Annotated in this window: 9 protein-coding genes; 6 read left to right on the forward strand and 3 right to left on the reverse strand. The window is 62.7% G+C overall.

The genetic code is table 11. The features are described from left to right. Positions 1-158 precede the first annotated feature (158 nt). Positions 159-797, reverse strand: a complete 639-nt coding sequence (locus tag FLM9_RS06785) for a type II secretion system protein (RefSeq protein ID WP_180365331.1) — start codon at positions 795-797, stop codon at positions 159-161. A 157-nt stretch (positions 798-954) separates the two neighbouring features. On the opposite strand from FLM9_RS06785, the gene FLM9_RS06790 reads away from it, so the two are divergent. From FLM9_RS06790 to FLM9_RS06800, 3 genes are all read left to right on the forward strand, one after another. Then, complete coding sequence (locus tag FLM9_RS06790; protein WP_074457868.1) at positions 955-1779, forward strand: ABC transporter permease; 825 nt, start codon at positions 955-957, stop codon at positions 1777-1779. A gap of 42 nt (positions 1780-1821) precedes the next feature. Continuing rightward, a complete protein-coding gene (locus FLM9_RS06795) occupies positions 1822-2103 on the forward strand; it encodes a hypothetical protein (protein ID WP_074457862.1) in 282 nt (93 codons plus the stop codon). 91 nt (positions 2104-2194) lie between these two features. After that, positions 2195-2419 (forward strand): hypothetical protein, encoded by a 225-nt coding sequence (locus FLM9_RS06800; protein ID WP_074457863.1) that lies wholly within the window; start codon positions 2195-2197, stop codon positions 2417-2419. Here FLM9_RS06800 and FLM9_RS06805 read toward each other — a convergent pair. Continuing rightward, positions 2388-2597 (reverse strand): hypothetical protein, encoded by a 210-nt coding sequence (locus tag FLM9_RS06805; protein WP_074457864.1) that lies wholly within the window; start codon positions 2595-2597, stop codon positions 2388-2390. The genes FLM9_RS06800 and FLM9_RS06805 overlap by 32 nt on opposite strands. A 111-nt stretch (positions 2598-2708) precedes the next feature. On the opposite strand from FLM9_RS06805, the gene FLM9_RS08240 reads away from it, so the two are divergent. The 3 genes from FLM9_RS08240 to FLM9_RS06820 all read left to right on the forward strand — a co-directional run bounded on the left by FLM9_RS08240 (position 2709) and on the right by FLM9_RS06820 (position 4495). Next, positions 2709-2885: a hypothetical protein gene (locus FLM9_RS08240; RefSeq protein WP_180365332.1), complete on the forward strand. Its 177-nt coding sequence runs from the start codon at positions 2709-2711 to the stop codon at positions 2883-2885. A gap of 344 nt (positions 2886-3229) precedes the next feature. Further along, complete coding sequence (locus FLM9_RS06815) at positions 3230-3619, forward strand: hypothetical protein (RefSeq protein WP_143324643.1); 390 nt, start codon at positions 3230-3232, stop codon at positions 3617-3619. Between the two features lie 126 nt (positions 3620-3745). Beyond that, positions 3746-4495, forward strand: coding sequence for a pseudouridine synthase (locus tag FLM9_RS06820; RefSeq protein ID WP_074457866.1), 750 nt, complete (start codon positions 3746-3748; stop codon positions 4493-4495). Positions 4496-4501: 6 nt separating this feature from the next. Here the strand turns inward: FLM9_RS06820 and FLM9_RS06825 are convergent. Next, a partial coding sequence (locus tag FLM9_RS06825) for a DEAD/DEAH box helicase (RefSeq protein WP_257243044.1) occupies positions 4502-7045 on the reverse strand: 2544 nt, incomplete at its 5' end.

The raw sequence follows: 7045 nt of genomic DNA on the forward strand, positions 1-7045 counted from the left end.
CCCGCAAAAGCGGGAATGACAGGGAAAGGTATGGGAAGGATAAAGGTTCTTTCTTCCTGGCTTCCTTATCCAGGACTGGGGTTTGTCGGATGTTCCATGATGCCCTGAACTCCCCGAACAGTTTATTTTATCCGGGCGGGATTGGAAATACAAGGAGATCATCTTTTTGTCTTTGCAGGCGTGGCTTGAATCGTTGTGGCGTCACCACTGGCCTGAACAACGAATATTCCGTTTGGGTCAAGCGTGATGCCGTTGCCTGTAATCCTGACTTCACACTTGTTATCCGAATACTGATTGCCACTTGAAGGCTGATTATTATTTGAAGAATTTACCGTCCATTCAATAATCGAATGATTGGGATTTTTAGAGAGACGATCATATTCCTTGTCACCAGATTCTGGCATCTTCCCATTATCAATAAAATGGGCAAGACAGTAAGACACCAGCCCCCGGGCCTGGACATTGGCCGCATTGATCTTGGCTTTGTTCTGTTGGCCCAGAAACGCGGGCATGGCCACGCCGGACAACACACCGATGATGACCACGGCAATCAGCAACTCCACCAAGGTGAAGCCGTTGGCCAAGGGGCGTTGTCGGTTGTGCCGACGCCACGGTTGTGGCAACTGGGATAAATGCAGGCCCGGTTGACACTTGGGGCCGTGGACCGGGATGGCGGTGGGGACGGATGATGGCATGTTGGCGCCTGGCATCCACCGGCCAGCGTTGGCACGGCTGGAAGCGTCGGCGCGGCTGGGCAGGCCTAAGGTGAACTTCAATGCTTGTGAACGGTCAACCATGGATGGATGGCGGCACGGTTTTCCCCATGGTTCCCCCACTTGCCGCAGTTGACCCATGCCCCGGATCCCCGCTGACGTCCCCCACACCGATAGCGTCCAGCGCCTGGCCGTGGTGTGGCGCTGGTGCCGTCGCCCCTTGCCCACCCTCTCGGCCCGTCTGAGTCGGGTGGGGGTGGTGATGGTGGCCGTCTACGGTCTGCTGGCGGTGGTGATGCCCCTGCTGATTGCCAGTGGTTGGCTCCCTGATCCCAACAGTGGTCTGGAGAATCCCACCTTTGCTCCCCCCAGCCTGGCCCACTGGTGCGGCACGGACCGCCTGGGGCGGGACGTATGTGTCCGCACCATGGCCGGCGCGGGCGTGGCCCTGCAGGTGGTGCTGTTGGCGGTGGCCATGGCCCTGGTGGTGGGTGTGCCACTGGGCATGGTGAGCGGCTACATGGGGGGTCCCGTTGACCGGCTGCTGGTGTTGTTGATGGACACCCTCACCACCCTGCCCCTGTTGCTGCTGGCGGTGGTGATGGCGTTTTTGTTGGGGCGCAGTCTCCTCAACGCCGCCTTGGCGCTCTGTGTGGTGTACATCCCCCAGTACTTCCGTATGGTGCGCAACCAGACGGCGGCTGCCAAGGCGGAGCTTTACGTAACAGCGGCCCGATCCCTGGGGGCCGGGCCGTTGTGGATCTTGCGCCGTTATCTGCTGCGTAACGTGATCACCTCGGTGCCGGTGCTGATCACCCTCAATGCGGCGGATGCGGTGCTGGTGCTGGGGGGACTAGGATTTCTAGGGCTGGGCCTGCCGGAAACCGTGCCCGAATGGGGCAGTGACTTGCAACAGGCCCTTGTGGCTGTGCCCATTGGCATCTGGTGGACAGCCCTCTACCCCGGCCTGGCCATGTTTGGCCTGGTGCTGGGTCTCTCTTTCCTGGGGGAAGGGGTGGATGCCTGGCTGTCCCGCAGTGAAATCATCGGCCGCGCCGAGCGCTGAGCCCATCCTCAAGACAACACCTAAACTCAAGTTGGAACCTCCATGGGGGAGGCAGGCTCCGCCTTTATCTTGATGGTGACGCTTCTGTTTCTGGGATTAGCGGCGTTTGCGTGGAGCAAGTCGCGCCGCAACGGTGACGAGGTGATCGCCACCTTCGAAGTGTTGTTGGCGGCCATGTTGTTGGTGCTGGCCCTCTGTTACGGCCGCCTCCACCTGCCACTGGCCTGCCTCCTGTTGACCTGCGCCCTGCTGTTGCCCCGCTATCCGAGGGGTGGAGTTCCGGAACACAGCACCAGCAGGGATGATATCTTTGTGGAGTTTTGAGCATGAGCGGTGAAATTCCGAGCGACGCCACCAGGAGCTTGCAGCCCGTGAAACAGTCTGTTACAATTAATGAGTACATGCGTTGGCTCCCATGGCTTCCTCCAGTCCCCTCTCCCTGAGCCGCAGCTTCACCGTTGAGCAGTACTCTCGCGTCATCGACCGTTGTCAAGACGTTGACGAACTACGCAGCCTGGCCAAGCTACTGCTGAAGGTCTGGCGCCAGCAGGCGGATCTCAACGAGCACTACGGGGCCCAACTGCTCCAGGTCAAGCCCGCCGAAGGGATCACTCCGCCTTGGCCAGAGATGCAGAATTGAAGGAATTCTGCAATTCCCGCTTGATTTGGCGAATGGACCTCAGCACCCGTTTCCTTTGAGAGCGCTGCCGCATCACTTCCGTTAAGGACAGATAAATGCGGGTAGGGACGTAGATGAGCAGCATCAATGCTCCGGCTTCCACCAGCAGGGTCCACAGCAGTGGGGAGGCACTGTCCATGGTTTAAGGCTATCCACCTTGCGCCGCGAGCGTTATGGGTTCCCACCCTCGGGGTGTTGAATTTGAAGAACGGTGGCGGCGTGCCAGAGTTCGCGGATTCCCGGTATTCCCATGGCGGACCCACGCTTCAGCGCCTCCCTCAGCGAGCATCAGGAGGAATTGGAGAACCGGCTGCTGGAAACGGGCAGCCCGGTGGGCAACGGGTGTGCCCGGCAGCAACTGGGGTGCTCCGGCGAGGATTACGATGCCGTGAAGACTGCATGCAGGTCAAGGTGTGCATCCGTCTGAACTCAAGGGCGGGGAGGCGCTGGCCATCGGGATGGGAGAACCAGCGCCAGCCAAACCCGCCAGGGGTGCAACGGGCAGGAAGGAAAGTGGAATTGGTCGTTTCGGGCTTAACAAGTTGAGGGGGGGAGACGAACTATAGGGTTGCCCCTCAAGGAGAACCATGAACCTGATGAGCATCAGCCAGCGTTTTCCTGACCCCTCTTGCCTACATCAAGTGTCTGGAGGAGAAACGCTGGGGCCGGCACCCGTGTTGCCCCCATTGCGGTAGTCAACGGGTAGGGCGGAAGCAGGAGGGCAAGCGCAGCGGGCGCTGGAATTGCCATGGTTGCAAGTCCAGTTTCAACGTGTTGTCCGGCACCATCCTTGAAGCCATTGACGTGGACAGCTACCGAGCCGAGAAGAAGACCATGCAGGCAATCCTCCTGTATGGCGCGGACGGGGAAATCGACCCCGTGCCCAGTGAGGGCAGCGGCGGACAGCGGGAAGCCGAGCTGGATCTGCTCTCCAATATCATCGCCAATTTCAACGACCTGTTCGGTAAAATCGAGTGGAAGGATAAGGATCAAGCTGGAAAGATGATCACGGAGGACATTGATGATTTCAACTGCGGCAACCTCCTGCAACAACGTAAACATTTCAAGAGGTCCAAAAACTCCAGCAGCTCGCAATCCGGAAATAACAATGTACCGATTCGACGTTGCGGTTGTTTGTCCATGGTGTTCAAGTCCTTGTAGCCCCTTGTTCCGCATCAATCATAAAGGCCTACGGCAGACGCGATATTGATTCTACAATTCCCCCATGAACAGTTCTGGCGGTGCTTCTGCGAACCGGATCTCTGCCTCTGCCCATGCCCGCTCCCCATGCCTGCGCCTGAACGTTTGCAGAAGCTGCTCTCCCGGGCCGGGGTCATGTCCCGCCGCCAGGCTGACGCCCTTCTCCAGGCCGGGCGCCTCCATCTCAACGGCCAAGCCGCACGACCGGGTGACCGGGCCGTGGCGGGGGTGGATTGCATCACCTTGGACGGCCAATTGCTCCACTTGGCGGCTGCCCGGCAGCAGCACCGCCGCACTCTGCTGCTCCATAAACCCGCTGGGGTGCTCTGCACCTGCCGGGATCCCCAGGGCCGCCCCACCGTGCTAGATCTGTTGCCCCCTGCCGTCGGACAGGGGCTCTACTCCGTGGGCCGCCTGGACCGGGACAGCGAAGGTGCCCTGCTGCTCACCAACGACGGTGAACTGGCCCTGCGCCTCACCCATCCCCGTCATGGCCACCACAAAACCTATCGGGTCTGGTTGATGGGGGTCCCCAGCGCTGCCAGCCTGGCGGCCTGGCGCTCCGGGCTGGTGCTGGACGGTCGCCGAACCCGGCCCGCCCGTGTTGAACTGGAGCACCGCAGCGCCGTGGGCAGTTGTCTGCGGATCGTGTTGCGGGAGGGGCGCAAGCGCCAGATTCGCCGCATTGCCCATCAACTGGGCCATCCGGTGCGGCGCTTGCAGCGCTTGGCCATCGGGGCCTTACCGTTGGGTTCCCTGGCAAGCGGCGGCTGGCGTTGGCTGGAGACCGACGACATGGACCTCCTGCAGCAGCAGGTCTGGTCACCCAAGGTCTAGTCATCGTCATTCCACCGTGATGTCGCTCGCCTCCTTGACGGGGAAACGGTTGAGGGCGGCATGGGCGCGGCGGGCAGTGCGCCGCAGCGGCTCGTTCAGCCCGGGGCAGTGGGGAATCTGGGCCAGCACGTCCATGGTGCGCCGCACCACCCGCACCACGTCCCCCTCATCAAGGGAGGTTTTGGCCATGAGGCCGTCCCAACTGCTGCCCCTGGCCCAGGCGGCCACCAGGCCGGTGAGTTCAGGCTCCCACCAGATGGGGGTGGTGATGCCGTGGTGGTCCTGCTGGCGATCCAGCTCCCGCCTCAAGCTCTGCAGGCTGGTCAGCGCTTCCATTACCAGGGGTGGTGGCGGATAGGCGCACCAGAGATCGTTGCGGCTCACCTCCGTGCTGACGGCCTCCATGGCGGCGGCCAACTCCGGTGGGGGAAGGGTGTCCAGATAACCACTTAGCAGCGCCAGCCCCAGCCACAGTTCGTTGTCCCCCCGCAGGGCGGAGACCACACGGCCCGCCGGGGTGATCTCCAACTTCTGCAGGCAGGCGAAGTGACGCAGGATGTCAATCAGGCTCAGCACCATGCGCCAATGACGACCAATGCGGTCGTTCAGTTGGCGGCGGCGGTCCTCTAACTCCTGCTGCACGGTCTCCAGTCGATGCCGCTTCTGCTTGAGGCGCTTGCGGTCCCGCCAGGCCTGGGCAGGGTGACCCCCCAGCTTCTTTTCCTGGGCCGCCACCCGCCGGGCCTGCTCCTGCACCTCTGCAGCCAGGTCGTAGCGGGCGGTGTGCAGGTCATGGCGCCGGGCCAGGGCAGCAACGCTCAAGGCCAGGCCATGGCTACTGCCGTCCCCATGGCGTCGCTCACCCGCTTTGCGCAACGGGGGCATGGTCAAGGGGGCCACCGTCAGGCAACTGAGCTCCCCGTGAAAGGCCACCACGTCCCGACAGGGCAGCAGTAGCCAGACGTTGCCCTCCGTCAGACACAACAGCAGGGGAAACTGGCCGGGGCCGGGGCGTTTGTCCACCAGGACGGCGGCGGCGGGAGAGGGTTCCAGGTGGGGAGACTTGACGGTGACGACGGTGCCCTGGCTGGCGAATTGCAGGGCCAGCGTCAAGTCGTGGGCAACGGTTTCCGCCGCCTGTTGCCGCAGGGTGCGCAGGAGACGGTGCTCTTCCCGCAGCTTGGCCCGCTCCTTCTCGTAGCTGTCCAGGTCTTGCCAGGGGACGTCCGCCAGCTCCTGATCCATGATCTCCACCTGTTCCGCCAGTTGTTCAATGGCCTGCTGCTCGTCCACCAGGCCCAGGCTGGCCAGATAGCGCCCGAAGCTGCGCTCCACCAGCTCCTGGGTCTGGTTGAGGGAATAGCGCTGCAGCAGGTTAAGCACCATGCTGTAGCTGGGGGTGAACTGACTCACCAGGGGATCAGCCGGGCTGGTGGCCAGTTGGCCCGCTTCCCGGACACCCTCAAAGCGGCTCTGGACCGTCACCACATGGCCCTCCCGGTCCAGGCCACGGCGGCCGGCCCGGCCGGCCATCTGGAGAAATTCACTGGCCATCAAGGGGCGATGGCCCGTTTCCGTGCGCTTGGACAGGGCCCAGATCACCGTGCTGCGGGCCGGCATGTTGATGCCGGCGGCCAGGGTTTCCGTGGCCAACACCACCTTGAGGAGCCCCGCCTGGAACAACTCCTCAATCAACTCCTTCCAGGCGGGCAGGACCCCGGCATGGTGGGAGGCAATGCCCCGCAGCAGGGCATCAGCATGGCCGTCGCCCCGCACCCCGTCGGGCATCTGTTGTCTGAACTGCTCCAGCCTGGCCTTCAGGTGTTGCTGTTGCACGGGGCTGAGCAGGTTCAGCCTGGCCAATTCCCCCACCCCCCGGTCACAGCCCCGGCGGCTGAAGATGAACACAATGGCCGGCAGCATATCCCGCTCTGCCAACTGCTGCACCACAAAGGTGAGGCGGGGCGGCTCCGGCTGGGGTGGTCTGCCGCCCGGTCTGCCACGGCGACGGTGCCCCTTGGGGGGGCGCCACACCTTGCAACTGGGATGCAGACCATTCCCCGCCCTGTTGAGGAGGGGGTGCAGCCCCTTGGCGCTGCAAAAGCTGTGATTGAGGGGCACGGGCCGATGCAGGCTATGGATCAAGGTGCAAGGACCGTGAACCTGCCGGATCCAGTCCGTCAGTTGCTCCCCGTTGGCCACGGTGGCGGAGAGGGCCAGCAGTTGCACGGACCCCGGGCAATGGATGATGGACTCTTCCCAGACGGTGCCCCGCTGGCTGTCGTTCATGTAGTGGCACTCATCCAGCACCACCGCCTCCACCCCCGCCAACGGATCGTCCAGTTCGCTCTGGCCGTAGAGCATGTTGCGGAAGATCTCTGTGGTCATCACCACCACCGGCGCCTCCCGATTCAGGGACAAATCCCCCGTGAGCAACCCCACCCGCCTGGCACCGAAAGAGGCACGAAAATCCCGTAGCTTCTGGTTGGAGAGGGCCTTGAGGGGGGTGGTGTAAAAGACCCGTCGCCCATGGGCCAAGGCCCGGTGGAT

Origin of the sequence: Candidatus Synechococcus spongiarum (genome assembly GCF_900047545.1) — a bacterium.
In the GTDB taxonomy this organism is placed as follows: domain Bacteria; phylum Cyanobacteriota; class Cyanobacteriia; order PCC-6307; family Cyanobiaceae; genus Synechococcus_B; species Synechococcus_B spongiarum_C.